Genomic DNA, 26212 nt, shown 5'->3' with positions numbered 1-26212 from the left:
TTAATTCTTCATTATGAATTAATTCTCGTAATCCACTTCCTGGTCCAGACTGTTGACGAAGTTTCTGTAAACCTCTTCCTCCACATCGCCCATGGCATACTCCTTCTCGGCATCCTTCTTGATTTCCGCAATCCAGGAGCGGCGTGCCTTGATGTAGTCCTCGTGGATGCGGTTGGCATCCTCCAGGGTAATCTCGGAGATGTGGTAGTAGTCGCAGATGATCTTGTAGGTCCATGCCCACTGGTATTCGCGATAGTTGGCATCAATCTCCTCGAAGCGTCTGATGAGCTCCTGGATGGTTTCTATGGTGCCATCCTTCAGGTCGGCGATGATGCGGTCTTCCTCGCTTACCGGCAGCAGGAGTCCTGAGAGGTCATCCCAGTCGCCCACGCCTGTCTGGGTAGATGGAGGGGTGATGGCAGGATCCCGTTTCAGCACTCGTTTCAGCACGGCACCCATATAGATGCGCAGGGCTATATCGTAGTATTTGATGCCCTTGTGGAGCGATGTGGCAGGGATGATGTACTCGTGATAGAGATACTGCGATACGTTGTCGCCCGTTACCTCGCGGAGACTCTCCAGAATCTTCTTGCCCTTCAGGATTTCGCCCACGGAGAAAGGAGAGAGCCAGTCGAAGTTCACGATGCTCTTGCGGTTTTCGGGAGCACGGAGATCTCGCTTCGGCCACTTTTTGATGTCGCGGTACAGACCCACGGTGGTGATGTTTCTGCCTGGGATGAGGAACATCTTGTCGCCATCGGCTATCAGATAGGCGAATGGCAGGTTGCGGGTGTTAGGGTGGTGCATCAGCTTGCCGAAGCATACTGAGAACGACCCCAGGGTGGCTGGCATCAGCAGGTAGGCACCGCTGGCTGTCTTCGAACCACGCTCCAGGATGCCCCAGTGCATAGGGCCCATCTTGTAGGCATGGTTGCTGAAGTTGGTGGCTGAACCGGCATTATAGAATGAGAACATTCCACCGATAAGCAGACTGCTCTTGTGATGCGATGCTGTGAATGGACCACAGAAGGCGGCGCACGCCTCACCGTTGCTCATATAGCTGTTGGCAAAGAATACGGAGGCTGAGGCTGTGAAACCGTTGCTCAGCTGGCAGGCTTCGCCCACGAAGCAGTCCTGTATCTTCACGCTGTTGATAACGCTGGAACCCTCGGCGATGATGGAGTTCTCGATGATGACTCCCGTGCCGATATATACGTTGCCGTGAACCGAACCGAGCAGCGTACAGTCGCTGAGTCGTGAGGCACCATTTACCTCGCAGAGGTCGTTGATCACGCAGTTGGTAATCTCCTTGGTGTTCACAATCTTCACGTTGCTGCCAATCTGTCCTCTTTCCGGCGCCTTGTTCTCGATGTCGGTCTTGATGAGCTGTCGGATGTTCTCCTTCAGTTCCTTGTCGGAGAAATGCTTCACCATGAAGGCAGCCAGCTGACTGTTGAGGTCGGAGAAGAGAATCACGTTTCCTTCGCCCACCTCGTTGAGCACGCTCACCAGGTTACCCTCGCCGAAGGTAGCGCCCTCGGTGGTTTCCATCGTAGAGATGTTGGAGATGTAGCAGTCATCACCAATGGTGTAGTTATTGATGAAGTTGCCCACGTTCTCGATGAGACAGTCGTCTCCGATGGTTACGTTTCTCAGGGTGGCATTGTTGATGCCGGAATGCTTTACGAAGCCTTGGCTCACCTCCACATTCTTGTTGAAGGCACCGATGTTTACCTCGCCATAGAGCATCACGCGATGCATGTAGTTGGGCTTGAAGTCTTCTGAAACATTGATTGAAGTCCAGTCTTCAGCCCAGCAGTCGTTGCTCTTGAGTACCTCGATTTCCTCGGAGGTCAGAGATCTGTAGTCATTCATTGTTGATATGTTTTTAGGGAATTATTCGTAATCCTGGTACAGGAAGTCGTTGTATGGATACTTCTGTACGTGCAGTTCTCTTACCTTTTTATATAGCACTTCTCTGAACTCGTCGATGTTCTCCTTGTTCTTTGCCGAGATGAAGAGACAGTCGTCGTTGAGCTTTGCCATCCAGGTTTTCTTGAGATCTTCCAGCGGGATGTTCTCCTTCTCCATCGGAGTGAGGTCGTCTTCCTCCTTCTCCACCCAGGAGTAGTTGTCTATCTTGTTGAAGATGATCATCGAAGGCTTGTCGGAGCATCCTATCTCCTCCAGGGTCTTTTCCACTACCTGGATCTGCTCCTCGAAGTCTGGGTGGGAGATATCCACCACGTGCAGCAGGAGGTCTGCCTCGCGGGTCTCATCCAGGGTGCTCTTGAAGGAGTCCACCAGGTCGGTAGGCAGCTTGCGTATGAATCCTACGGTGTCGGCAAGGAGGAATGGCAGGTTATCTACCACCACCTTTCTTACTGTGGTATCGAGGGTAGCAAAGAGCTTGTTCTCTGCAAACACCTCGCTCTTGCTGAGCAGGTTCATGATGGTGGATTTTCCCACGTTGGTATAGCCCACGAGAGCCACTCGGATCATTCTTCCGCGGTTCTTGCGCTGGGTAGTCTTCTGCTTGTCTATTTCTGCGAGTCGCTCCTTGAGCAGGCTCATTCTGCCGAGGATGATACGGCGGTCCATCTCGAGCTGGGTCTCACCCGGTCCACGCAGACCTACCGATCCCTTTCCGCCACCGGAACCTGAACCACCACCCTGGCGCTCCAGGTGAGTCCAGAGTCGCTGCAGTCTTGGCAGCATGTATCGGTATTGAGCCAGCTCTACCTGCGTCTTGGCAGCTGCAGTCTGGGCACGCATGGCGAAGATGTCGAGGATGAGCGAAGTACGGTCCAGAATCTTCACCTGCAGTTCCTGCTCGATGTTTCTGATCTGCTTTGCCGAGAGTTCATCATCAAAGATAACCATACCGATTTCTCTGTCTTCCTCCTCTTCTTCCTTGATATATTGCTTGATTTCCTCGAGCTTACCCTTGCCCACATAGGTAGTCTGGTTAGGCGAAACCACCTTCTGCGTGAATCGCTTCACGGTGACCGCGCCAGCCGTATCGGCAAGGAATTCCAACTCGTCGAGATATTCTTTTGTCTTGGCTTCGTCCTGTGTCTTGGTAATCAGACCCACGAGCACAGCGGTTTCCGCCTTGACTTCTGATATTACAAATTCTTTCATTTACGTATACGTGTCTATTATATATATAATTAGGTGCAAAGATACTGTAAAATGCAGACAATACAAAATAAAACCGAATGTTTTTTGATTTTTTATTGCTAATGGTCCCTTGTCGGTAGAGCAAAACTTGCAAACGTTTACGTTCTTTTTTGCATAAAAAACAGTCTTTTTTTTGATTTGCATCAATTTTATTATTACTTTTGCACCCAGAAAGAAAAACTGATTTTCAAAGATACAAATCATAACTACATAAAAAACACAAACTGCTGAAACATTCAAAAACTTCAAGAGCCTCGACGTGATGTCGGGGCTTTTGGTTTTCATTTTCGTTTCATTTTCTTTCATTATGCCTTTTTTTTCATGCCTTTATCGATTTTTGAACAAAATGTGCACTTCTTTGCTCAAAAAGTATACCCTCGCAGCTTAATTTTTGCTTATCTTTGCAACCAAATGGTTTGCATCTGAAGAAGAAAACTGAAGCTGATTCGCTTTTCTTGGGTGTATTTCCGACAACTGACAGAATTATTAAATCTATAAATACAGACAAGATGAAGCAAAAAATTGGTATTGCTGGTATTTATTTGCTCGGTGCTCTTGCAGCACAGGCGGGCAACTATACCGTCAAATCGCCTGATGGCAAATTGGCAGTGAACGTATCGTGTGAAGGGGGCAAGGCTTCCTATACTGTAGACTATGAGGGGAAGCGAATGCTCAGTCCTTCGGCTCTCGGACTTGTAGCCAACTATGGCGACTTCTCCCAGAAGCTCACGATGGGTGCCCTGAAGGGTGGGGAAGTGAAGCATCTCTCATACAGGATGAGTCGCATCAAGAAATCGCATATTCAGAAGGATGCGGTAGAGGCAACCATCGGATTCCTCAACGAGAAGAAGGATTCCATGACCCTTCATCTCCACGTTTCGGACAACGATATCGCCTACAAGTATGAGATGATCCGTCCTAAGAAGGATAATCCTAAGTCGGTAATCATATATAATGAGGTGAGCGGTTTCAATTTCCCGGAGAAGACCACTACCTTCCTCTGTCCTCAGATTACTCCGATGACGGGCTGGGAGCGCACCAAACCATCATACGAAGAGGAATATACTCCTGATGCCCAGATGAACGTGAAGTCGCAGTTCGGCGTAGGCTATACCTTCCCTTGCCTCTTCAAGGTAGGCAGCGACGGATGGGTTCTGGTAAGCGAAACGGGTGTTTCGAGTGCATATCCAGGCAGTCGACTTTCTGATTATGAGCCAGGAAAGGGCTATACCATCGCCTTCCCGCAGAAGGGCGAGAACAACGGCTTCGGGTCGGAATATGCCGGAATCCCATTGCCTGGAGAGACACCTTGGCGCACCATCACCGTAGGTTCTTCGCTGGCTCCTATCGTGGAGACAACCATCCCTTACGACGTGGTAGAGCCATTATATGAGGCTTCGCAGCAGTATAAGCCATCGCGCTATACCTGGAGCTGGCTCATCTGGCAGGACGGTTCCATCAACTATGATGACCAGGTGAAGATGATAGATGTGGCTGCTGCACAGGGATATGAGGCTATCCTGGTAGACAACTGGTGGGACAAGCAGATAGGCAGAAAGCGCATCGAGGAATTGAGCAGATATGCTCAGAGCAAGAAGGTGAGCCTGATGCTCTGGTATAATTCCAACGGTTTCGAGAATGATGCGCCTCAGACTCCTCGTCAGATCATGAACAATTCCATCGCCCGCAAGAAGGAGATGGCTTGGATGAAGAAGATTGGCGTGGTAGGTATCAAGGTGGATTTCTTCGGAGGAGACAAGCAGGAAACGATGAAACTCTACGAGGATATTCTGAGCGATGCCAACGATTACGGTCTGGAGGTTATCTTCCACGGTTGTACCATGCCACGTGGCTGGGAACGTATGTATCCTAACTATGTATCCAGCGAGGCAGCCCTGGCTTCAGAGAATGTTTACTTTACGGATTATCATGCCAAGAAGGAGGCTTTCGAAATGACGATGCATCCTTTCTCAAGAAATGCCGTAGCCAGCTTTGACTGGGGTGGCGTGATGATGAACAAGTATTTCTCCAAGGACAACAAGAGCCGTCATCAGCGTTATACCAGCGATATCTTCGAGATGGCTACAGCTATCACTAACCAGAGCAGCGTGAACTGTATCTGCTTATATCCTAACAACTTGCAGGATGTTCCACAGTGGGAGCTGGATTGGTTGAAGAATGTTCCTACAGACTGGGAGGATACCAAGTTTATCGCCGGTTATCCTACGAAGTATGCGGTAGTAGCTCGCAAGGCTGGCAATCTGAACGGTTCGGGCGCAGCCCTTTCTGCAGGCAAATGGTTTGTTGGCGGTTTGAATGCTACAGACAAGCCTCTTGCCCTGACCCTCGACTTGCCGATGTTTGCGGGCAAGACCGTGACTTATCTCACCGACCAGCCAAAGAAGAAGGGTGAGAAGTTCTTCACTTCTGTCAAGAAAACCTTGAAGGTTGGAAAGAACGGTAAGGCAAAGGTCTTGATTCAGCCTAATGGCGGTATCATCATCGAATAACCGGCTGTTTGAAGAAACGAAACGCTTGCTGTCAAGCATAAAAAAAGGTTCCTTCGAAGGATGTTACTCCTTGAAGGAACCTTTCTTGTGTATATATTATAGAACCTATTGAATCTTATGGTTCTCTTGAGACTTCCGGAGGGAAGCTTTAGTCATTCTTGAAAACCAAACCGTGATCCTTGACGTAATCGATGGTGATTGGCTTCTCACGACTTACTTCCTCTGAAAGAATCTTCTTGCTCAAATCGTTCAAGACGTAATCCTGGATGGCACGCTTTACCGGGCGGGCACCAAACTCTGGATCGTAACCTACCTCGGCAAGATAACCGATGGCAGCTGGAGTCCAGCGGAGATCGAAGCCCTGAGGCTCCAACATCTTCTTGACTCTGTTCATCTGCAACTCCACAACCTTGGCAATCTGATCCTTGGTCAATGGCTGGAAGGTGATGATGTCGTCAATACGGTTCAGGAACTCCGGACGGAAGGTCTTCTTCAACATCTCACGGCTTGCGTTGGAAGTCATGATGATGATGGTGTTCTTGAAGTTGACTACACGACCCTTGTTGTCGGTCAATCGGCCATCGTCCAATACCTGGAGCAGGGTGTTGAAGACATCTGGGTGAGCCTTCTCTATCTCATCAAAGAGAACCACGCTGTATGGCTTGCGGCGAACAGCCTCGGTCAACTGACCACCTTCATCGTATCCTACATACCCCGGAGGCGCTCCGATAAGACGGGTGACGCTGAACTTTTCCTGATACTCACTCATATCTATTCGGGTCATCATCGACTCATCGTTGAAGAGATATTCTGCAAGCGCCTTGGCAAGCTCGGTCTTACCTACACCGGTGGTGCCGAGGAAGATGAAGCTGGCGATAGGACGCTTAGGGTCCTGCAAACCGGCACGGCTGCGGCGAACGGCATCGCTTACGGCTGTGATAGCCTCATCCTGACCGATGACTCTCTTGTGGAGCTCCTCCTCCAGATGGAGCAGTTTCTCGCGCTCACTCTGCATCATACGGCTTACTGGTATTCCGGTCCAGCGGCTCACTACCTCAGCAATATCATCGGCAGTCACCTCTTCGCGGATCATGGCTTCACCGCCCTGAGTGCTCTTCAGCTGCTCCTGAATCTTCTTGATATCGTCTTCGAGAGCTACCAGCTTAGAGTAACGAATCTCGGCAACACGTTCGTAGTTTCCTTCACGCTCCATGCGCTCAGCCTCAAACTTGAGGTTCTCCATCTCCTGCTTATCTTGCTGAATTTTATTGACAAGAGCCTTCTCGCCTTCCCACTTTGCACGGAAGTCATGTTCCTTATCCTTCAACTCAGCAATCTCCTTATCGAGCTGCTGAATCTTTGGCTGGTCGTTCTCACGCTTAATGGCCTCACGTTCAATCTCTAACTGCTTCAAGTGGCGGGTGATTTCATCCAATTCCTCTGGTACGGAATCACGCTCCATACGGAGCTTGGCGGCGGCTTCATCCATCAGGTCGATGGCCTTATCCGGGAGGAATCTATCAGAAATATATCTCTCTGATAATTTGACTGCTGCGATACAGGCGTCATCCTGGATACGTACCTTGTGATGGTTCTCATAACGCTCCTTGATACCACGAAGAATGCTGATGGCATCTACTTCGTCTGGTTCGTTGACCATCACGGTCTGGAATCGGCGCTCCAGAGCCTTATCCTTCTCGAAGTACTTTTGGTACTCGTTGAGGGTTGTGGCACCGATGGCTCTCAATTCGCCACGAGCCAAGGCTGGCTTCAGAATGTTGGCTGCATCCATGGCACCTTCGCCACCTCCAGCACCTACCAGGGTATGAATCTCATCGATGAAGAGGATAATCTGACCATTGGCATTGGTTACCTCCTTGATGACGCTCTTCAAACGTTCCTCGAACTCACCCTTGTATTTGGCACCGGCAACCAGTGCACCCATATCGAGCGAATAGAGCTGCTTGTTCTTCAGGTTCTCAGGCACATCGCCACGGACGATACGCTCTGCAAGTCCCTCAACGATAGCGGTTTTACCTGTACCAGGCTCACCAATCAGAATTGGGTTGTTCTTGGTACGGCGAGAGAGAATCTGGAGCACACGGCGAATCTCTTCATCACGTCCGATAACCGGGTCGAGTTTGCCGCTGCGAGCCTGTTCAACGAGGTTCTTGGCGTACTTTTCAAGACTCTGATAGTTCTCATCGGCACTCTGGCTCTTCACGTTCTGACCCTGTCGCAAAGCCTGGATGGCCGCAGTAAGGTCCTTCTCGTTGGCACCCGCATCCTTGAGGATTCGGGCAGCGGTAGAGTTGCCTTTGAGGATAGCGAGGAGGATAGGTTCCACGCTGACGAATTCATCTCCCATCTTCTTGGCGATGTCCTCGGCGTTGATCAGTATCTGGTTGGTATCGCCTGAGAGGTATGGCTGACCAGCACCCTGCACACGAGGCAAGTGCTGCATCTCCTGCTGAAGGAGCATGGCAATCTGGTTGCCGTTCATGCCCAGCTTCTGGAAGATGTAGTTGGTTACATCAGGTGCTTTCTCGATGATACCGCTGAGAAGATGCACCGGTTCGATGGTCTGCTGACCATTTCTCTGCGCTATGTTCACAGCGGCCTGCACCGCTTCCTGCGCCTTGATTGTAAATTTGTCGAATGTCATATCTTAATCTCCTTTCTAATAATTGTTATTTTCTACTTATGTTATGGATGCTTCAGCTTTTGTGGGTTTTCTGCTTCGGGAAAGTTTCGGCCTTTTGGACTTTCAGCTTCTGAAACCTCAGCCCCGTCCGGCTTTCAGCATCGCAAACCCAGGAAGCGAATAGTGTGCCCTGTTGGGCTTTTTCTGTGTTTTTCTGACGTTTTGTCTGATTTTTCCAGAAACTCGTCTCTTTTTTCTCGGTTTCTCTGTCAAAATGTCTGAGCCATTTCTTGATTTACCGCAAAATATTAAAGAATTGCTTTAAATAATGTGATAATAGCTCTTAAATATTTGCGTATTTCAAATGTTTTTCGTAACTTTGCAGCGATTTAAAAAATAGATTGAAGTCTAATTCAAAATAGATAAATAGTTAATGGCTGAAACAAAGAAAATTAAGACAGCTTTGGTGTCTGTCTTCCACAAGGATGGCTTAGACGAGTTGCTCGCTAAGCTGAATGAAGAGGGTGTTAAGTTTTTGAGTACTGGTGGTACCCAGAAATTTATTGAATCTCTTGGTTATGAATGTCAGAAAGTAGAGGACGTTACCACATATCCATCTATCCTTGGTGGTCGTGTGAAAACTCTTCACCCAAAAATATTCGGAGGTATCTTGGCTCGTCGTGACAACGAGGGCGATCAGGAGCAGATGAAGGAGTATGAAATCCCTTCTATTGACCTCGTGATTGTTGACTTGTATCCATTCGAGCAGACTGTAGCTAGCGGTGCCAGCGATGCAGACATCATCGAGAAGATTGATATCGGCGGAATCTCTCTGATCCGTGCCGGTGCAAAGAACTTCAAGGATGTAGTCATCGTACCTAGCAAGGCAGAGTACAGCGTGCTTCTCGATATCTTGAAGAAGAAGGGTGCTGAGACTGACATTGAGGATCGTAAGATGTTTGCTGAGCGCGCATTCGGTGTAAGCTCTCACTACGATACTGCTATTCACGCTTGGTTTGCCAAGTAATCTCTCTCATGTAGAGACAAGGCTGAATCCGAGGTGTCTCTGAAAAATGCTTTCGGAGGCTTCTCGGATGTGTCTTTAAATACGATGAAATTTTAAGCTTAGAATATTTTTAGTATTACATTACAACAAATGGGATTTTTTTCATTTATTCAGGAAATCGCAATGGACTTGGGTACTGCCAATACCATCATTATCAGTGATGATAAGATTGTAGTGGACGAACCTTCTGTTGTAGCCCTCGACCGCAGAACAGACAAGATGATTGCTGTGGGCGAGAAGGCTAAGATGATGTACGAGAAGACTCATGACAACATCCGTACCATCCGTCCTTTGCGAGATGGCGTTATCGCCGACTTTACTGCCTGCGAGCAGATGATGCGTGGACTCATCAAGATGGTTCACACAGGAAGCCGTCTGTTCTCACCTTCACTCCGTATGGTTATCGGTGTACCTTCTGGTTCTACCGAGGTGGAGCTTCGTGCCGTGCGCGACTCTGCTGAGCATGCCGACGGTCGTGATGTTTATTTGATTTTTGAGCCTATGGCTGCTGCTATCGGTATCGGTATCGACGTAGAGGCACCAGAGGGTAATATGATAGTTGATATAGGTGGTGGTAGCACCGAGATTGCAGTAATCTCTCTGGGTGGTATCGTATCCAACAACTCTATCCGTACTGCAGGTGATGATCTTACTGCAGACATTCAGGAGTATATGAGCCGTCAGCACAACGTGAAGGTTTCTGAGCGTATGGCTGAGCGTATCAAGATTCATGTAGGTTCTGCATTGACCGACCTGGGTGATGAGGCTCCTGAGGACTTCATCGTTCACGGTCCAAACCGCATCACCGCTCTCCCTATGGAGGTACCTGTATGCTATCAGGAAATCGCACATTGTCTGGATAAGACAGTGGCAAAGATAGAGAACGCAGTGCTCTCAGCATTGGAGAACACACCTCCTGAGCTTTATGCTGATATCGTGAAGAACGGTATCTGGCTCTCTGGTGGTGGCGCTTTGCTCCGCGGTCTCGACAAGCGACTCCAGGACAAGATCAACATTCCATTCCATATTGCCGAGGATCCTTTGCACAGTGTGGCTAAGGGAGCAGGCATTGCATTGAAGAATGTGGATCGCTTCTCATTCTTGATGAGATAATAAGAATAAAATAAGGTAAGTTCCGCATTTGGACATTAATTCTATAGTGCCCATTTGCGGAATTTTAATCATATATAAGTAGTATATGCACAACCTTTTAGAGTTTTTCCAGAAATACAACCATTGGTTTCTCTTCCTGATTCTTGAGGTGGTGAGCATGGTGCTCTTGTTTCAGTATAACAGCTATCAGGGTAGCGCATGGTTTTCTACAGCCAACGTCGTAACGGGCAAGCTCTACGAATGGAATTCGAACGTGGAGACTTTCTTCTCGCTTACCAAGGTGAACCAGGAACTGACGCAGCGAAATGTGTATCTGGAACATCAGGTGAAGCAGCTTTCCGACAGTCTGGTCAGCCTGACCAAAGACAGCAGTTTCCTGAAACGTGACCAGTTTGCCATGCTGAAGAGCTATAGATTGATACCAGCCAAGGTGGTGGACAACAGTATCGATAAGCCAGGCAATCTCATGACCATCGACAAGGGACGTGCTGAGGGCATTCATAAGGATATGGGTGTGGTCAGCGGAACCGGTGTCGTGGGCATCGTTTATATCGTGGCTGAGCATTACAGCATCGTGATTCCTGTGCTCAATGTAAAATCGAATATCAGTTGTACCATCCAGGGCAGAGGATATTTCGGATATCTGAGATGGAAGGGCGGCTCTTCTGAGTTGGCTTATCTGGAAGATGTGCCTAGACATGCGCACTTTAAATTGGGTGACTATGTGGTGACCAGCGGATATTCGGCTGTGTTCCCTCCTGGCGTAAGAGTGGGCAAGATTCTGCACGTTTTCAATTCTGCCGACGGACTCAGTTATCGTGTACAGTTGCGACTCTCTACCGATTTCGCCCGTCTTCGTGATGTCTGCGTCATCGATGATGCTGCCATGAAGGAGCGATTGGAGATTCTGCGTGCTGCCCAGGATAGCATCAAGCCAGATGGTAGTACTGGAGATAATAATTAATATAAAATATAGTAAGAGGAGAAAAACTCAGAATTTAGAGGAGATATATTGGCAATGAGTATAGATTTAATGAAACGACTCGGCATCTTCGTGGTGCTGGTGCTGGTGCAGGGATTGGTGTTTAATCACATTCACCTTTTCAACTGCGCTACCCCCTTGCTGTATATCATCATGGTGCTCCATTTCCGCAGAAACCACCCTCGCTGGGCGGTGCTGCTCTGGTGCTTCATGATGGGACTTTGTATTGACGTGTTCGCCAATACCCCTGGTGTTGCAACTGCTTCCATGACTCTGGTAGGCCTGCTGCAACCGTATCTTTTCGAACTCTTCGTGCCTCGTGATAGTGCCGATGACCTTGAGCCGTCGGTGCGAACCATCGGTATGGGTTCGTATTTTCTGTATGTATTAATTATAGTTCTCGTTTATAATCTCTTGTTCTTTACACTCGAAACATTCAATTTCTTCAATTGGATGCAGTGGCTCATGTGTATTGGTGGCAGTACGGTCATTACTATGGTGATGGTCATGGCCATCGAGGGCTTCAGAAAATAATATATTAAATAAGGTGTATGATAGATTACAATCTTGAAAAGCGTAGATTTGTTATTGGGGGAGTGGCCATAGCTATTGTGGTCATTTACTCCATTCGTCTGTTTACGCTTCAGATTATGAGCGACGACTATAAGAAGAATGCCGACAGTAATGCCTTCCTGAAGCAGATAGAGTTCCCTTCACGTGGAGCCATTTACGACCGTAACGGCAAGCTGATGGTGTATAACCAGCCTTCCTATGACATCATGGTTGTGATGAAAGAGCAGGAAGGAAGACTCGATACCTTGGACTTCTGCAATTCCTTGGGAATTACAAGGGAACAGTTTGACAAGCGTATGGAAACCATCAAGGACCGTTCCAAGAATCCGGGTTATTCCAGATATACGCAACAGCTCTTTATGAGCCAGCTGTCTGACAAGGATTTCTCGGTATTCCAGGAAAAGATGTTCCGTTTCCCTGGCTTCTATGTTCAGAAACGAAGCGTGAGAGAATATACCTATCCTTACGCAGCCCATGTGCTGGGTGATGTGGGAGAGGTCTCGGAAAGCGATATTGAGGAGGACGATTACTATCAGCCTGGTGACTATATCGGAAAGCTGGGACTGGAGAAACATTATGAAAAGCAGCTCAGAGGCCAGAAGGGCGTGAAGATTATGCTTCGAGATGCCCACGGACGAATACAGGGCAGTTATCAGAATGGTAAGCTTGACCAGAGGCCGATTGCTGGTAAAGACCTTACCCTGGGTATCGACATCAATCTGCAGGCACTCGGGGAACGGTTGCTGCAGGGCAAGATTGGAAGTATCGTGGCAATCGACCCTCGTACCGGTGAAGTCCTGGCGATGGTTTCTTCACCAACCTACGACCCTCGTAAGCTGGTGGGTAAGAACAGAGGAAAGATGCATAAGTGGCTCTCCAAGAATCCTTGGAAACCGCTCCTGAACCGTAGTATCATGGGACAGTATCCTCCGGGTTCTACCTTCAAGACCACGCAGGCGTTGACTTTCCTGACCGAAGGTATCATCACTCCAGGAACAGCCTTCCCATGTAATCACGGATTCTCTTACAGAGGATTGCACGTAGGATGTCACGGTCACCCATCGCCTATTGCGCTTGTGGATGCCATCAGTACTTCCTGCAACGGTTACTTTTGTTGGGGACTTTACTACATGATAGGTAAGAAGAGCAAGTATGGTTCTGTTCAGAACGCCATGACAACCTGGAAAGACTATATGGTGAGTATGGGATTCGGCTATAAGCTGGGTATTGACTTGCCGGGTGAGAAGCGAGGACTGATCCCGAATGCACAGTTCTATGACAAGGCTTACAAGGGATCATGGAACGGACTTACCATCATCAGTATCTCTATCGGACAGGGTGAGGTGAACCTGACACCGTTGCAGATAGCCAACCTGGGTGCTACTATTGCCAACCGAGGTTATTACTATGTGCCTCATGTGGTGCGCAAGGTAAAGGGTGAACCGCTCGATACGCTCTACACCCGTAGGCACGTAACCAAGGCTTCGCGCAGAGCTTACAACTATGTAATTGCCGGTATGAGAAGTTCTGCCTTGAAGGGAACCTGTAAGATGCTTTCCCGTTACGATTTCGAGCCTTGCGGCAAGACGGGTACTGCCCAGAACCGTGGTCATGACCACTCTGTATTCATGGGTTTTGCACCAATGAACAACCCGAAGATTGCCATTGCGGTATACGTAGAAAATGGTGGATGGGGTGCCGACTATGGTGTGCCTATCGGAGGCTTGATGATGGAGCAATATCTGAAGGGTAAACTGTCGCCTGCTTCTGAAAGTCAGGCTGCCCAGATGCAGGCACGCAGAATTGCATACGGTTCTAGCAGTAGATAAGGGAACAATTGATAATGTATAATTAATAATGTATAAATTATATTATTATGAGCGATAATAAACAACCTAGTGTGTTGCGTTCGCTCGACTGGTGGACGATAGGCATCTATCTGGCACTTCTGGCTTTTGGCTGGATCAGTGTCTGTGGTGCCAGTTACACATACGGTGACAATGAAATCTTCAGCTTGGGCGCTCGTTCGGGTATGCAGATTGTATGGATTGGAACATCGATAGCATTGGGTTTGGTTCTTCTTTTGCTCGATGACCGGTTTTACGATACATTCTCGTATGTGATCTATGCGGTACTGATATTGCTGCTCTTTGCCACGATATTCAATCCGCATAGCATCAAGGGTTCGCATTCGTGGCTCGTCCTGGGACCGCTCCGACTGCAACCTGCCGAGTTCGGTAAGTTTGCCACGGCTTTGGCTGTAGCGAAATTCATGTCGAGCTATGGATTCAATATCCACAACATGAAGCATTTCATGGCGGCAGTAGGCATCATCATGCTTCCTATGGTATGTATCGTGGGACAGCGTGAAACGGGTTCGGCGCTGGTTTATTCAGCCTTCTTCCTGATGCTCTATCGCGAAGGAATGCCGGGTGCCGTGCTCTTTACGGGAGTTTCGATGGTGGCTTATTTCGTGTTGGGAGTGAAGTATGAGAACGTGATGATGTGGGATACCTATACCTCGGTGGGCAAGTTTGTGGTGCTTTTGCTGGTACAGATTTTCACTTCGGGTATGGTCTATTCGTATACGGGCAATAAGAAACATGCGCTTATCATCCTGGGCTATTCCCTGGGTATTACGCTGATATTTGCCCTTTTCTCCACCTATGTTATTCCGTTCGATATCGTGTGGATACAGCTCCTGCTATGTGCGCTGATGATAGGATTCCTGGTTTACCATGGTTTGAGAACGAGATTCAGAAACTATTTCCTCATCTCGTTATTCTCTCTCGGTTCTATCGCCTTCTTCTATAGTGCCGACTACGTACTGAATAATGTGATGGAACCTCACCAGCGAGTTCGTATCAACGTGCTTCTGGGTCTGGATGAAGACTTGGCGGGTGCCGGATATAATGTTCATCAGAGCGAGATTGCCATCGGTTCGGGAGGTTTGCAGGGTAAGGGATTCCTGAATGGAACCCAGACTAAGCTCAAGTTCGTGCCAGAGCAGGATACTGACTTCATCTTCTGTACGGTAGGAGAGGAGGAAGGATTCCTGGGTTCGGCAGGTGTTCTGCTGCTCTTCCTGGCGTTGATATTGAGACTGATACACCTGGCAGAGCGACAACCGTTCAAGTTCGGACGAATATACGGCTATTGCGTGTTGAGTGTTTTCCTGTTCCACCTGTTTATTAATGTAGGAATGGTGCTGGGACTGACGCCTGTAATCGGTATTCCGCTGCCGTTCTTCAGTTATGGTGGTAGTTCGCTTTGGGGCTTTACCATTCTGCTCTTCATCTTCCTGAGAATAGATGCAGGTAGAAATCTGGTAAGAAGCTAGAATCTGGTAAAGAGCTAGAATTCTGCTAAGAAACTGGGATAAAAGAAAAATGACCAATGGGAAATCCTCATTGGTCATTTTTTGTTATCTTCACTCCGATATCGCTTACGCCAGGCAGAATCTCGCGCTTCATGTCATGACGCACAGTGATATGGATAGAGTCTCCCTGATTCAACCTGTAGACGTTGATAGGGAAGTTGTACTGATAGTAGCTGATGCCTTGCCCTTTGCTCACACCGTTCTTGTCTATCAGCTGACAGTTTACGGTGTCTGTCTTGCATGCGCTGCGCACATGCTTGTTGTTGTGGTAGATGTTCTGCTCCACGATGAGGGTAAGTCCCATGAAAGGATAATTACCCGTGATGCGGAGCCCCAGGCTCTCGTTGTAATAGCCGCCTTCCAGAAGAGGTGGAATCTCGAACGAGAGCGTGTCGTTCTTCTCCCATCCTGCAATCGGGGTATGCGCATAACTGTCGAATACGGTAGAATGCTTGCAGGAAGGGAGCGACATGGTTGCTACCATTACCAATATCAAATATATCAGTCGTTTCATTTCTTATCTTCTGGCTTTTTATCACCGCCATGCTGCTGGCGTGGCTGACGATTGCGATTGTCGCGACGGCGATTGTTGTTGCCGTTCTGATGACGGTTGCCCTGACGGTTCTCGCCTTGCTGCTGTTTCTCGCCCTGCTGACCGTTCTGCTGCTGTCGGTTCTCGCCCTGCTGCTGTTTCTCGCCCTGCTGGCTGTTCTGCTGCTGGCCGTTCTGCTGCTGTCGGTTCTCGCTCTGCTGCTTGTTTGCCTTATTGTCTGCGTCCTGGCGGTTACGATTCTTGTTATTTTTCTTTTTCTTTTTCTTAGACTTGTCGAAGCGGCTCAAGTCTGATTCGTTGAGCAAATCGATAGGCTTGGAAGATTCCTTGATCTTTCCGTTCTCCAACAGGCTGAGAGGCTTTTCGCCTTTCCGGTTCATCTCTATGATTTCCTTGGCACGTGCTGCGGTAATGGTTTCGAGGTTTGAAGCCAGATTCTTATCAGAAGAATAGGTGATGAGACCAGCCAGAATATCTACCTTGAACTGATGGAATTCACCATCGGCAGTCTGCAGAACAGCATCCTTTGGAGGCATCTTGCGACTTGCTTCTACATAGTTGTCTACCTCATAGTTGAGACAACATTTCAGCTTGGCACACATACCTGCCAACTTCTGAGGGTTGAGCGAGATGTCCTGATAGCGTGCGGCATTGGTGCTGACGCTCACAAAATTCTTCATCCATGTAGCGCAGCAGAGTTCGCGACCACAAGGACCGGTACCACCGATGCGGCCTGCTTCCTGACGGGCACCAATCTGCTTCATCTCGATGCGCACGTGGAAGGTATCAGCAAGCACCTTGATGAGCTGACGGAAGTCTACTCGCTCATCGGCGATATAGTAGAAAATAGCCTTGTTGCCATCACCCTGATACTCTACGTCTCCGATTTTCATCTTCAATCCCAGGTCCAGGGCAATCTGTCTGCTCTGAATCATGGTAGCATGCTCGCGGCTCTTTGCTTCCTTGCATTTGTCGAGGTCTACCTGCTTGGCAATGCGATAGATGCGCTTGATGTCATCCTGCGACTTGAGATTTGCCTTCTTCAGCTGCAGTTTCACGAGTCTACCGGTGAGTGTAACCACACCGATGTCGTGACCAGGGTTGGCTTCCACAGCCACTATGTCGCCCTTTTTGAGATCGAGGTTATTCACATTATGGTAATATCCCTTTCGGGTATTCTTGAATTGCACTTCTACGAGGTCGGTGCTCTCGGCGTTACCTGGCACGTCTGCGAGCCAGTCGTATGTGTTCAGCTGTCTGTCCTGTCGTCCCACCGCCTTGCAGCAGAGTCCTCGGTCGCAGCCGTTCCACAATCTGAATTTCATATTCTTGTAATCCACGATAAAATCTATTTTATAATATTATTAATGTATATTGATAGGCTTACGCCCTTTGTTTCTCTTCATTTTTCCGCTCTTCTTGATTCATTCCTCACTTCCTGATGAGCAGTACGATAATCTTGAGTGCCAGGTCGAAGAATACAATCTTAGGATTGGCATTCTGCCCGATGAACCGTTTGCTCTCCTCGAAGAGGTTGGAGATGTCGATGATGTTCGCCTCGTTGATGAAGCGGGCGAAGTTCCTGGCGAAGTTTTCCTCTTCCTGCGTCATGTAGTTCAGTTCCGGCTGTCGGAAGTTGTACATGAAGCTTTCCCTGAGCATGTGCATGAAGTAATCGAGCATTCTCTTCTGCTTCTCTCTTCCGAAGGTAGAAACCACTTCGCTCCATTTCTTCAGGTCGTGAATATTTCGCATGTAGGCGAGTCGCATCAGCATGATAAACATGTCGAGATGCTGTCTTTTCTCATTGCCGGCATTGAGTTCTTCCAGTGCTGCATTCCAGTTGCCGTTGGCGATGCGGGCTATCCGGTGTGCCATGTCGGGTTCCAAAGCCCTGCGTTCTATCAATGCCTGCTCGATGTCTTCTGTAGCTATCTTCTTGAAATCGATGCGCTGTGTACGGCTTCTGATAGTTTCCAGTAGGAGTTCCGGCTGTTCGCTAACGAGCAGGAAGAGGGTTTGGCGAGGTGGTTCTTCCAGGAGTTTCAATATCTTGTTGGCACTCTGCTGGTTCATTCTTTCCGGCAGCCATATCAGGCTGATCTTGTAACCGCCCTGGCTCGACATCATGATGAGTTTCTTGGCAAGAGCATCACTTTCTTCGGCGGTGATGATGGCTTGCTTGTTTAAGTCGGCATCGCTTTTGCCCATCTTCTGCATCCATTCACCAATCAGCACGTAAGGTCCATCCTTGAGCAGCATCTCGCGCCATTCCTTGATGAAATCATCGCTAACCGGAGTATGGTCGCTGCCCATATCGGACGTCTTGATGGTTGGGTAGGTGAAGTGAAGGTCGGGATGTTCCCATTTGTTGAGCATCGGAGAATCTCCAAGCAGATAGCTGGCGAAAGCCAGTGCCATCGCCAGTTTACCGCAACCTTCCGGTCCGCAAAACATCAAAGCATGGGGGATGCGGTTCTCCTGAACCATCTCCATCAGACGGTTCCATACTTCTTGCTGACCTATCACATCCTTCTTTAACATTGAACTCTTTTTACTTTGAACTTTGAATTTTGAACTTTATGATTAGTAGCCTGAAGTTTTTGCTCCAGGCACCTAACCTTTACCTTCCTGTAGCAGGATCCTCTACCCTAAAACAGAGTTTTGGCAATCTGCTTTACGCTTTCCACAGCCGAAACGGTGAAGAAATGTATATTGTTGTAGCCGTGCTCGAACAGGTCTTTCACCTGGGCGGTTGTCCATTCGATGCCGAGAGCTTTGGCGTCTTCATCCGTCTTGCACTTTAATACCTCCTGCGCCAAATCCTCAGGAATGTCGCAATGGAAGGTCTTTGGTACCACGGTGAGCTGGCTCAGCTTGGCAAATGGCTTCAGGGCAGGGATGATAGGAATGGTGATACCTATCTTCCGAGCCTTGTCTACAAAGTCATAGAATTTCTGGTTGTCGTAGAAGAGCTGGGTTACAGCGTATGCTGCGCCCAACTTCTGCTTCTCCAGCAAGTGCTGCATATCCATTTCCAGATTAGGAGCTTCTTCGTGCTTCTCCGGATAGCAAGCTACGCCGCAGCAGAATTTCTCGCCAGGATGCTTGATAGGAGTACCGTCGCAGAAGAAACCTTCGTTGAATTGGTTCACCTGCTTCAAGAGGTCGGTTGCATTCGCATGACCATTCAGGGTTGGGGTGAATACTCTATCATCCTTAGCCTTATCACCGCGAAGTACCAGGATATTGCTGATGCCCAGAAACTGGAGATCGAGCAGCTCGTACTCAATGTCTTCCTTGCTGACGCCACTGCAGATGACGTGCGGAATGACAGGAATATCGTACTTGTTCTGGATGGCAGCTGCAATGGCAACGGTACCCGGACGTCGGCGTACACGCTGGCGCGACAACAAACCGTTTTCCAATTCCTTGTAAACGTATTCGCTGTGATGTGTCGTAATGTTGATAAACCTAGGGGCATAATCCTTCAAGCTGTCGATGGTGCGGAACAGGGTTGCTGTTCCGTTACCCTTGAGTGGAGGCAGAACTTCGAAAGAAAAGCCTCGCTTATTGCCCTCATTTTGTAGAAAATCTGCTATATTCATATGACGTAATCTCTGTTGAAATTATAATTTGGTTGCAAATTTACAAAAAAAATAGGGGAAAAGTGCACTTTATACGTAATATTTTAAGAGAAGAGGCGTTAATATATAGAATATTTTCGCTGAACTACAAAAACAAAACAGATTCAAACCTAAAAAATAATGGAACAAAAACAAACGGGCTCTAAAGCCTATCTTATCTCAATTGTGATGGTCGCAGTATTAGGCGGCTTGCTTTTCGGTTACGATACCGCAGTGATATCAGGTGCCGAGAAGGGCTTACAGGCATTCTTCATGGGTGCAAGTGATTTCGTATATACAGATTTCTGGCATGGATTTACCAGTTCCAGTGCTTTGATTGGCTGTATCATTGGTTCGGCACTTTCCGGAGTGCTTGCTTCTAGCTGGGGACGTAAACGCTCGCTGATCTTTGCGGGTGTGATGTTCTTCATCTCTGCATGGGGTTCTATGTGTCCTGAAAGTTTGGTCTTGCCAAAGGGAGAACCAAATCTAACCTTGCTTATCGTCTTCAATCTTTATCGTGTTATTGGTGGTATTGGTGTAGGCTTGGCTTCTGCTGTTTGTCCTATGTATATTGGTGAGATTGCCCCAAGTAATATCCGTGGTATGTTGGTTAGCTGGAACCAGTTTGCCATCATCTTTGGTCAGCTGGTGGTTTATTTCGTCAACTTCTTTATCCTTGGCGACCATATAGCTCCTGCTATTCAGAGTGTGGGTAATGGTATGAATGAGATTCTCAATGGTGGTGAAGCTGCTTGGGCTATCGAGACTGGTTGGAGATACATGTTTGGTTCAGAGATGATTCCTGCAGGTTTGTTCGCCTTGCTTATCTGCTTTGTTCCTGAGACTCCACGTTATCTTGCTATGGTAGGTCAGGATGCGAAGGCAGAGCGTATTCTTGCCCGTATTAATGGTGCTGCAGAGGCAAAGAAGATTCTGGATGAAATCAAGAATACGGTAACCGAGAAGACAGAAAAGCTGATGACTTACGGTTTTCTCTGTATTTTCGTAGGTGTGATGCTCTCTGTATTCCAGCAGGCTGTAGGTATCAATGCGGTGCTTTACTATGCACCACGTATTTATGAGGCAATGGGATTTGACAATCCTATGGTGCTTACCGTATTCAATGGTATTGTGAACCTCAGTTTCACTTGTGTTGCTATCTTTACTGTAGAGAAGCTGGGTCGCAAGCCTTTGCTCATTGCGGGCTCTCTGGGTATGGCTTTGGGTGCTATTGGTGTGGCAATAACCTTTGGAAATCCTAATATGCAGCTTTTCTGCATGGTTTCCATCATGGTTTATTCAGCATCGTTTATGTTCTCTTGGGGACCTATCTGCTGGGTACTTATTGCCGAGGTGTTCCCTAATACCATCCGTGGTGCTGCTGTAGCTATCGCTGTAGCTTTCCAGTGGATTTTCAACTGGATTGTTTCTACATCGTTCGTACCACTTGCTAATAGCATGGGTTATTGGTTCACATACGGTTTGTATGGCGTTATCTGTATCCTTGCTGCTGTCTTTGTATGGAAGTTGGTTCCTGAGACAAAGGGTAAGACTTTGGAGGATATGACCAAGCTTTGGAAGAAAGATTAATTGATTGTGGAATATTGATAAAAAAGTAGGCGCGATAGTCAATCCCGACTGTCGCGCCTTTTATTTAGTTTTCATACTGAGTGATTTCAGAACATATATTTGTAAGTTGTTTTATAAGAGAGTATTAACTATATTCTTTTTTACTTTTGATTCTTGTTTCTAATCTTATTTTTATTTCTTGAATGCATTGCGGCAAGCGAAACTTACAGAGCTGTAGCCGGATACAGAGTTCTTGAGATAAGATGTCTGTGCTCCGTCAACCCAAAGCTGGGCAAGATAGAACTGGAATCCTAACTGTCTTGGCTCGTTCAGTGTGCAGTAGCCATAATACATCTGGTTAGGCGCAAAGGCAAACTGTACCTTGTGGCTCTTGTTGTCCGTACCGTAAGTCAGGTTCAGCTCGATTACGCTAGGACATGCCAGGAAGTAAGCCATAGTTGATGTACTGTTTGGTGCAACCTGATACTTGCATGTAATGGTTCTTGGCGCTTCCTTTGCGAGAGCTTCAGCCAGATTTTTGTTAGAGATGTGCTCTGCGAGCTGAGCGATAGGGAAGTTGGTCATAGTGATTGTACTGTCACCGTACATGCTTACTCTGCAAGATACTGCAACAGAGTCAATCTGCTTGTTTACATTGGCTTCATTCTTCTTCTCAAAGAGAAGCATCATGTTGTTGTATGAACCTACAGCCATTGCTGTCTGAAAAGACTTCTGCTGTTCGAGAGTCAATGGTGTGTAGCTGTCGCCATCAGTGTTACAGGAAGTGAAAGAGAATGCAGCAACGAAAGCTGCCAAAACAGTGAGTAATGTAAATTTCTTCATTTTGTTTTCTAATTTATTTTGCTATAATATTGTTTATTATCAGTATTTCCGTATAATAAAACGAGATTTTTCATGAATCTTGCATCTGTTTTTGTTAAGAACTATTAAAAGGCTCTGTTTTTTATTCTTTTTATTCCTTCTGATGTGCAATGGTTGTCTTGCAGGATATTCCAGCTTTGTCTGGGCGTCTCAGTTAAATGTATACGAAAAAAGGACTTGCCATAATGGAAAGTCCTTTTTCAGAGATCTGTGACTCGCATGGGGCTCGAACCCATGACCCCAACATTAAAAGTGTTGTGCTCTACCAGCTGAGCTAGCGAGTCAATCTCCAACCTTTGGTTTCAAAAGCGAGTGCAAAGGTACGACATATTTTTCAAATAACCAAATATTTAGTCGTTTTTTTGCTGTTTTTCTTCATTTTCGCTCTCTGGGATAGCTTTTTCAGCCATTTTTCCACTCATTTTGAGGGAATGAGCTATCTCTTCAGCATTTTGCAGAGTTTTATCAGGTGGAGTGCTTGGAGTCTTGTATTGTGGCTTTTCTCGCGTTACATACCGTTGCCAATAAGCAATGAGCAGTGTGGTGAGAGGTAGTGCGATAATCAGACCGATGAAGCCCAGCAGGGCACCCCAGATGGAGAGACTCAGCAGCAGGATGGCTGGGTTCAAACCCATCGCCTTGCCCATAATCTTTGGTGTAACCACCATATCCGTAATCACCTGAACCACGCAGAATACCAGGAAGGCAAGTCCGAAGACCATCCAGAAGTTTTGACCGGTATCTGCCGCCTTGAGCATGGCAAGGAAGGCGGTAGGGATGAGGGCGAAGGTATGAAGGTAAGGTACCAGGTCCATGATACCTATCAGAATGCCCAGACCGATAGCCATCGGGAAGCCGATGATGGTAAAGCCAATACAGAACATGATACCCATGCAGAGGGCCACCATTCCCTGGCCGCGGATGTAGTTGTTGAGCTCTCGTTCTACATCTTTCATCAGCTCTTGCCAGAAAGGGCGGTTCTTCTTAGGGAAGATGCGAACCCAGTTGGCGGTTAATGTCTCATAGTCGAGCAGGATAAAGAACATATATAATAAGGTAATCATGGATGCCACGATGCTGATGATGATGTTTGCCGTTTGTCCTACAACGGAGAACAGCTTGGGCATCGTTGTCTTGAGGGCATCGCTGAAGTCCTTGCTCTTCAGGAAATGTTCTATCTGTGCCTGATTTTCCTGCAGCCACTCCTTGATCATCGCCGTCAGGTTGTTGGTGTGGGTGGTTTGGTGCAGCCAGCGGGTCAAGACTTCCCCTAGTTTGTCAAACTGGTCGATCATCGGTGGAATGATGAGCCACAGTACGCCACCGATGACTGCGATGGCAGCTCCCATTGCCAGTATGATGGACAGGGCACGAACCTTGATGTGGAGTTTGTTCTCGATAAACTTCACGACCGGATAGAGCAGGTAGGCAAAAAACCATGCTATGACGAATGGTAAAAGTACCTCGCTCAAGTAATTGGTGATATATAACACCGCAAAGACGATGAGCGTAATGCCTGCCCATCGTATAAACTTATCGAATGTAATCTCCTTAGGCATATTACTTTGAACTTTAAGCTTTGAACTTTATGATTAGCAAAGGCTATTGAATTCTTCACTCTTCACTTTTCACTCCTCCTTGTGGAGGGCTTTCTGATAGCAGTCGCGGCAGAGCGGCTCGTATTCATCCTTTTCACCCAAAAGCACCCGCTTTTCGTTATGCACCAGTCGATGGCTCACGTAAGCCAGGGCACCGCATTTCACGCAGATGGCATGAACCTTGGTCACTTCGTCTGCAATGGCGCAGAGGGCAGGGATTGGTCCGAAGGGAACGCCCTTGAAGTCCATGTCGAGACCGGCAACGATCACACGGACGCCACGGTTGGCAAGCTGGTTGCATACATCTACCAGGCCATTGTCTAGGAACTGGGCTTCATCAATACCGACCACGTCGATATCAGAGGCCAAAAGGAGTATAGATCCAGAGGACTCGATAGGAGTAGATCGGATAGAGTTCAGATCATGGCTCACTACGTCTTCCTCGGAGTAACGAGTGTCAAGCGCAGGTTTGAAGATTTCTACCTTCTGCTTGGCGAACTTCGCACGCTTCATTCTTCGAATCAATTCCTCTGTTTTTCCAGAGAACATAGATCCGCACACCACTTCAATTCTTCCGGGGCGATGTGCCTCCCCAATTAGATTTTCTGTCATTTCGGGGACAAAATTACTAATAAGGTTTTAAAAAATGCAAAGAAAACGCATTTTTTTTTGCTTAGAAAGATTAATTAACTACATTTGTACCCTGTATGGGCATATTGTATATCGTACCTACTCCTGTTGGTAACATGGAGGACATGACAATGCGAGCCATCAGAGTCTTGAAAGAAGCTGATTTGGTACTCGCTGAGGACACTCGGACATCGAGTGTCCTGCTGAAGCATTTCGATATTCGAAATCGATTAGTTGCGCATCACAAGTTTAATGAGCATGGCACTTCGGCTTCCATCGTTGAGCGGTTGAAGGCTGGTGAGACCATCGCTCTTATCAGTGATGCAGGAACACCAGGTATCAGCGATCCGGGTTTCTATCTGGCTCGCGAGGCGGCAAAGGCGGGCATCACCGTTCAGACCCTTCCGGGACCTACGGCTTGCATTCCAGCCATCGTGTCGTCGGGATTGCCTTGTGATAGATTCTGCTTTGAGGGTTTCATTCCTCAGAAAAAGGGCAGACAAACCTATCTGGAATCTCTCAAGGACGAAGTGCGGACCATGATATTCTATGAGTCGCCTTATCGTGTGGTGAAAACCTTGCAGCAGTTTGCCGAGAATTTCGGTGAAGACAGGCAGGTGAGTTGTTGCCGGGAAATCTCCAAGATACACGAGGAGAGCGTAAGAGGAACCCTCGCTGAGGTCATCGCCCATTTCGAGGAGGTGGAGCCTAGAGGTGAGTTCGTCATCGTGCTGGCTGGTAAGGATCCTAAACAATTAAAAGAGGAATTGAAGGAAAAAAAGCGTGAAGAACGTAGAAAAAACATGAATCAGTAAATAAATTCGTGTTTAAATATAATAAATGCGGGTTTATCACGTAATAATAATGAAGCGACAGCGTAATTACTATGTATGGAAGGCGTATACACGCATTCTTTCATGTAGTATAAATACGAATTATTAAATCATATTAAGGAGACAGATTATGAAAAAGCTTTTTTTAGTAGCATGCGTAGCAGCATTTTGTTTGACTGGTTGTAACAACGGCAAGAATGATTCTGCTGCTCAAAACACTGCTCAGGCAGATTCTCTTAATGGCATTATTGCACAGAAAGACAGTGAAATTAACGATTTGATGGGTACCTTGAACGAAATCGAGGAAGGTTTCCAGCAGATTAGTGAGGCTGAGCATCGCGTTAGTCTTGCTAAGGATGGCGAGGGTGTCAACAAGAAGCAAAAGCTCAAGGAAGACATCCAGTTCATTGCTGACCGTATGAAGCAGAACCGTGAACTCATTGCCAAGCTCCAGAAGCAGCTTGCCAACGGTACCTTGAAGGGTGCTCAGCTGCAGAAGACCATCGAGGGCTTGCAGAAGCAGTTGGAGGAGAAGGATGCACAGCTCCAGACTCTGCGTGAGGAACTTGACAAGAAGGATATTCATATTGCTGCACTCGATGAGACAGTAAATAACCTCAATACCAAGACCAACCGTCTTACTGCTGAGAGCAATCAGAAGACTGAGACTATCAATGCTCAGGATAAGCAGATCCATACCGCATGGTATGTATTCGGTACCAAGAAGGAGCTGAAGGAGCAGAGTATCATTCAGGACGGTAAGGTCATGACTGGCAACTTCAACAAGAATTACTTCACCAAGGTGGATATCCGCAACCTCTCAGAGATTAAGTTGTACTCTAAGTCAGCTAAGTTGCTTACTACCCACCCATCAAGCAGCTATTCTCTGGTTCGTGATGCCAACAAGCAGTATACTCTCCGCATCACCAACTCACAGATTTTCTGGAGCACCAGCAAGTACCTGGTTGTTTTGGTTAAGTAATCAGTAGAAATAAGGTAATCATCCGGAGATTGATTTATCATCCGGATTTTACAATCAAGTGATAAGCCGGGAAGAGATAGAGAAAA

The 26212-nt window shown here is 47.5% G+C and carries 19 protein-coding genes, 1 tRNA gene and 1 pseudogene; 10 read left to right on the top strand and 11 right to left on the bottom strand.

The features are described from left to right. Window positions 1–18: 18 nt before the first annotated feature. Window positions 19–1875, bottom strand: coding sequence for a DUF4954 family protein (locus tag F7D73_RS10625; RefSeq protein ID WP_153096309.1), 1857 nt, complete (start codon window positions 1873–1875; stop codon window positions 19–21). 21 nt (window positions 1876–1896) lie between these two features. Continuing rightward, complete coding sequence (gene hflX / locus F7D73_RS10620; RefSeq protein WP_153124559.1) at window positions 1897–3144, bottom strand: GTPase HflX; 1248 nt, start codon at window positions 3142–3144, stop codon at window positions 1897–1899. 548 nt (window positions 3145–3692) lie between these two features. On the opposite strand from hflX, the gene F7D73_RS10615 reads away from it, so the two are divergent. Next, a complete protein-coding gene (locus tag F7D73_RS10615) occupies window positions 3693–5693 on the top strand; it encodes a glycoside hydrolase family 97 protein (protein WP_153124557.1) in 2001 nt (666 codons plus the stop codon). A gap of 148 nt (window positions 5694–5841) precedes the next feature. On the opposite strand, the gene clpB is transcribed toward F7D73_RS10615, so the two are convergent. Then, complete coding sequence (clpB, locus tag F7D73_RS10610; RefSeq protein ID WP_153124555.1) at window positions 5842–8358, bottom strand: ATP-dependent chaperone ClpB; 2517 nt, start codon at window positions 8356–8358, stop codon at window positions 5842–5844. 412 nt (window positions 8359–8770) lie between these two features. Between clpB and F7D73_RS10605 the strand changes: the two genes are divergently transcribed. The 6 genes from F7D73_RS10605 (at window position 8771) to rodA (ending at window position 15411) form a co-directional block, all read left to right on the top strand. Next, window positions 8771–9364 carry an IMP cyclohydrolase gene (locus F7D73_RS10605; RefSeq protein WP_153124553.1) on the top strand — a complete coding sequence of 198 codons (594 nt, stop codon included), beginning with the start codon at window positions 8771–8773 and terminating at the stop codon, window positions 9362–9364. Window positions 9365–9493: 129 nt separating this feature from the next. Beyond that, window positions 9494–10516 (top strand): rod shape-determining protein, encoded by a 1023-nt coding sequence (locus tag F7D73_RS10600; RefSeq protein WP_006847875.1) that lies wholly within the window; start codon window positions 9494–9496, stop codon window positions 10514–10516. An 85-nt stretch (window positions 10517–10601) separates the two neighbouring features. Continuing rightward, window positions 10602–11480 carry a rod shape-determining protein MreC gene (gene mreC, locus F7D73_RS10595; protein WP_153124551.1) on the top strand — a complete coding sequence of 293 codons (879 nt, stop codon included), beginning with the start codon at window positions 10602–10604 and terminating at the stop codon, window positions 11478–11480. Window positions 11481–11534: 54 nt separating this feature from the next. Further along, entirely contained in the window at window positions 11535–12032 is a 498-nt protein-coding gene (mreD, locus tag F7D73_RS10590) for a rod shape-determining protein MreD (RefSeq protein WP_153124549.1), read from the top strand. Between the two features lie 17 nt (window positions 12033–12049). Next, on the top strand, window positions 12050–13900 hold the full coding sequence (gene mrdA / locus F7D73_RS10585; RefSeq protein ID WP_153124547.1) for a penicillin-binding protein 2: 1851 nt from the start codon (window positions 12050–12052) through the stop codon (window positions 13898–13900). A 47-nt stretch (window positions 13901–13947) separates the two neighbouring features. Beyond that, entirely contained in the window at window positions 13948–15411 is a 1464-nt protein-coding gene (gene rodA / locus F7D73_RS10580) for a rod shape-determining protein RodA (RefSeq protein WP_153124545.1), read from the top strand. Between the two features lie 67 nt (window positions 15412–15478). Here rodA and F7D73_RS10575 read toward each other — a convergent pair whose 3' ends face one another. The 4 genes and pseudogenes from F7D73_RS10575 to F7D73_RS10560 all read right to left on the bottom strand — a co-directional run bounded on the left by F7D73_RS10575 (window position 15479) and on the right by F7D73_RS10560 (window position 19611). Then, window positions 15479–15964 carry a gliding motility lipoprotein GldH gene (locus F7D73_RS10575; protein WP_153124543.1) on the bottom strand — a complete coding sequence of 162 codons (486 nt, stop codon included), beginning with the start codon at window positions 15962–15964 and terminating at the stop codon, window positions 15479–15481. Continuing rightward, complete coding sequence (locus F7D73_RS10570) at window positions 15961–17343, bottom strand: PSP1 domain-containing protein (RefSeq protein ID WP_218416912.1); 1383 nt, start codon at window positions 17341–17343, stop codon at window positions 15961–15963. Before F7D73_RS10570 ends, F7D73_RS10575 begins: the two co-directional genes overlap by 4 nt. A 91-nt stretch (window positions 17344–17434) precedes the next feature. Further along, window positions 17435–18574, bottom strand: a pseudogene (locus tag F7D73_RS10565) (ATP-binding protein); the annotation flags it as partial. Between the two features lie 80 nt (window positions 18575–18654). Further along, window positions 18655–19611: a methylenetetrahydrofolate reductase gene (locus tag F7D73_RS10560; RefSeq protein ID WP_153124538.1), complete on the bottom strand. Its 957-nt coding sequence runs from the start codon at window positions 19609–19611 to the stop codon at window positions 18655–18657. 159 nt (window positions 19612–19770) lie between these two features. Between F7D73_RS10560 and xylE the strand changes: the two genes are divergently transcribed. Further along, entirely contained in the window at window positions 19771–21222 is a 1452-nt protein-coding gene (gene xylE / locus F7D73_RS10555) for a D-xylose transporter XylE (RefSeq protein WP_153124536.1), read from the top strand. 171 nt (window positions 21223–21393) lie between these two features. On the opposite strand, the gene F7D73_RS10550 is transcribed toward xylE, so the two are convergent. From F7D73_RS10550 to F7D73_RS10535, 4 genes are all read right to left on the bottom strand, one after another. Further along, window positions 21394–22044 carry a DUF4840 domain-containing protein gene (locus tag F7D73_RS10550; RefSeq protein ID WP_153124533.1) on the bottom strand — a complete coding sequence of 217 codons (651 nt, stop codon included), beginning with the start codon at window positions 22042–22044 and terminating at the stop codon, window positions 21394–21396. Window positions 22045–22294: 250 nt separating this feature from the next. Continuing rightward, a tRNA-Lys gene (locus F7D73_RS10545) sits at window positions 22295–22367 on the bottom strand. Window positions 22368–22433: 66 nt separating this feature from the next. Further along, window positions 22434–23642 carry an AI-2E family transporter gene (locus F7D73_RS10540; protein WP_228117711.1) on the bottom strand — a complete coding sequence of 403 codons (1209 nt, stop codon included), beginning with the start codon at window positions 23640–23642 and terminating at the stop codon, window positions 22434–22436. A 69-nt stretch (window positions 23643–23711) separates the two neighbouring features. Next, window positions 23712–24293 carry a thymidine kinase gene (locus F7D73_RS10535; protein ID WP_153124531.1) on the bottom strand — a complete coding sequence of 194 codons (582 nt, stop codon included), beginning with the start codon at window positions 24291–24293 and terminating at the stop codon, window positions 23712–23714. 95 nt (window positions 24294–24388) lie between these two features. Between F7D73_RS10535 and rsmI the strand changes: the two genes are divergently transcribed. Next, a complete protein-coding gene (gene rsmI, locus F7D73_RS10530) occupies window positions 24389–25126 on the top strand; it encodes a 16S rRNA (cytidine(1402)-2'-O)-methyltransferase (protein ID WP_153124529.1) in 738 nt (245 codons plus the stop codon). Between the two features lie 148 nt (window positions 25127–25274). Beyond that, window positions 25275–26126 carry a hypothetical protein gene (locus F7D73_RS10525; RefSeq protein WP_153124527.1) on the top strand — a complete coding sequence of 284 codons (852 nt, stop codon included), beginning with the start codon at window positions 25275–25277 and terminating at the stop codon, window positions 26124–26126. The last annotated feature ends 86 nt before the right edge of the window (window positions 26127–26212 follow it).

This window comes from Segatella copri (assembly GCF_009494395.1).
Lineage (GTDB): Bacteria > Bacteroidota > Bacteroidia > Bacteroidales > Bacteroidaceae > Prevotella.
This window is presented reverse-complemented; position numbering and strand designations above follow the sequence as displayed.